At 63.9% G+C, this 490-nt stretch carries 1 protein-coding gene; it reads left to right on the forward strand.

The window, feature by feature from the left end; genetic code table 11:
• Positions 1-198: 198 nt before the first annotated feature.
• A partial coding sequence (locus E5W87_RS31060; protein ID WP_292406442.1) for a DUF736 family protein occupies positions 199-490 on the forward strand: 292 nt, incomplete at its 3' end.

The raw sequence follows: 490 nt of genomic DNA on the forward strand, positions 1-490 counted from the left end.
CCCGAAACCCTCGCCATCAGCTTTTTTCCCCGCCGCCTGCGGCGGCTTCCTCGCGCCGCTTCGCTCACAAAAAAGCTGCCCGCTCGGGTCCTTCGCTGTCGCTGCGGCCCTGTCGGGTTCAGGCGGTCCTGACGCGCCCATTACGGTACGCCATCGCAGGGGATGGTCCCCGGCGAAAGCAAAAAAGGAGACTTCGAAATGACCGCGATCGGTTACGTCAACAAGCAGGAAAACGGCGCCTACAAGGGCCAGCTCAAGACGCTCAGCGTCCGCGCCGACATCGATATCGTCCCCAACCAGGCCAAGAGCGCCGATAACCATCCCGACTTCCGGGTGCTTACGCAAGGGGTCGAAGTTGGCGCCGGCTGGATCCGCACCGGCGAGACTTCCGGCAAGGATTATGTGAGCCTGTCGATTGCAGCGCCGGAGTTCGGACCGCGCAAGCTCTACGCCAATCTCGGCCGCGCCGCCGGCCAGGACGATGACGACA

This window comes from Mesorhizobium sp., from assembly GCF_004962925.1.
In the GTDB taxonomy this organism is placed as follows: domain Bacteria; phylum Pseudomonadota; class Alphaproteobacteria; order Rhizobiales; family Rhizobiaceae; genus Mesorhizobium.